Source organism: Mesorhizobium sp. M7A.F.Ca.CA.002.05.1.1 (assembly GCF_003998335.1).
GTDB lineage: Bacteria > Pseudomonadota > Alphaproteobacteria > Rhizobiales > Rhizobiaceae > Mesorhizobium.
Map to the genome: position 1 here is coordinate 1 of NZ_RZQI01001195.1, position 1,444 is coordinate 1,444.

A 1,444-nucleotide genomic window follows, 5' to 3' on the forward strand; every position below is an offset into this window, starting at 1 on the left:
GTCGAGCGTGGCGTCGGCAAGCCGCAAGCCGACTTCATTTTCGACCTGCTGGCCAAGTTCGCCGACTATGGTTTCAACAAATCGCACGCCGCCGCCTATGCGGTGGTTTCGTACCAGACCGCCTATCTCAAGGCGCATTATCCGGTCGAGTTCCTGGCGGCGTCGATGACGCTCGACATGGGCAACACCGATAAGCTCGCCGATTTCCGCCAGGACGCGCTGCGCCTTGGTATCGAGGTTTTGGCGCCTTCGGTGATGTCGAGCTTTCGCCCCTTCGAGGTCGGTGAGAACCGCATCTACTATTCGCTGGCAGCGCTCAAGGGTGTCGGCGACGCTGCGGTCGAGCACATCGTTGCCCAGCGTGGCGAAAAGCCGTTCAAGAACCTCGCCGATTTCTGCGAGCGGGTCGATCCCAAGATCGTCGGCAAGCGTGTCTTCGAAAGCCTGATCATGGCCGGCGCGCTCGATTGCTTCGGCCACGACCGCGCATCGATGATGGCGGGCGTGGAACGCATGATGGGACTGGCGTCGCTGGCGCAGCAGAACGCGGTTTCCGGCCAGCACGACATCTTCGGCGCTTCGCTCGGCGCCCAGTCGCAGGCACTTAATCTGCCGGCGACGGAGCCATGGCTCGCCGCCGACCGGCTGCACCGTGAATTCCAGGTGGTCGGCTTCTATCTCTCGGCGCACCCGCTCGACGAGTACAAGGCAGCCCTGCAGAAGATGCGGGTTCAGACCTGGGCCGAGTTTTCGGCGGCCGTCAAACGCGGTGCCGCCGCCGGCCGTCTGGCCGGCACGGTGACGTCCAAGCAGGAGCGCAAGACGCGCACCGGCAACAAGATGGGCGTTATCGCCTTTTCCGACACATCCGGCCAGTACGAAGCCGTGCTGTTTTCCGAAGGACTGGCGCAATATCGCGATCTGCTCGAGGCCGGCCGCTCCGTGGTCATCACCGTTGCCGCCGAGGACAGGCCGGAAGGCGTCAATCTGCGCATCAACTCGGTGCAGTCGCTGGAGGACGAGGCAAGCCGTATCCAGAAGGCACTTCGCATCTTCGTGCGCAACGCCTCGCCGATCAACACGCTGGCCGGCCAACTGACTGTCAGGGGCGAGGGGCAGGTCAGCTTCGTGCTGATCAAGGACGAAGGCGAGGGCGAAATCGAGATCGAGCTGCCGAACCGCTACCGGATTTCGCCGCAGATCGCTTCGGCGATGCGCGCGGTGCCGGGTGTGGTCGAAGTGGAGCTGGTGTGACCCCCGCTCTTTCTCGCGCGCGGCGGTCAGCCGGGCGGTCGCTGCCGCGAACGCCAGCGCAGTCAGTATGAAGCCGGCGCAGAGGAACGGGTCGCAGGCGGTTTCAGCCTTGGCGCGGCTGCGTGACAGGCTGCGCAGGCTCTATCATGGGCGCACGCCGGCCGCTTTCCGGGTCCCACTGGTGGCCGTC

At 64.8% G+C, this 1,444-nt stretch carries 1 protein-coding gene; it reads left to right on the forward strand.

Translation table 11 applies throughout. The features are described 5' to 3' along the window. Nucleotides 1-1,254, forward strand: a 1,254-nt coding sequence (locus EN939_RS34045) for a helix-hairpin-helix domain-containing protein (protein WP_245473276.1), incomplete at its 5' end; no start/stop codon positions are given. Between the last annotated feature and the right edge of the window lie 190 nt (nt 1,255-1,444).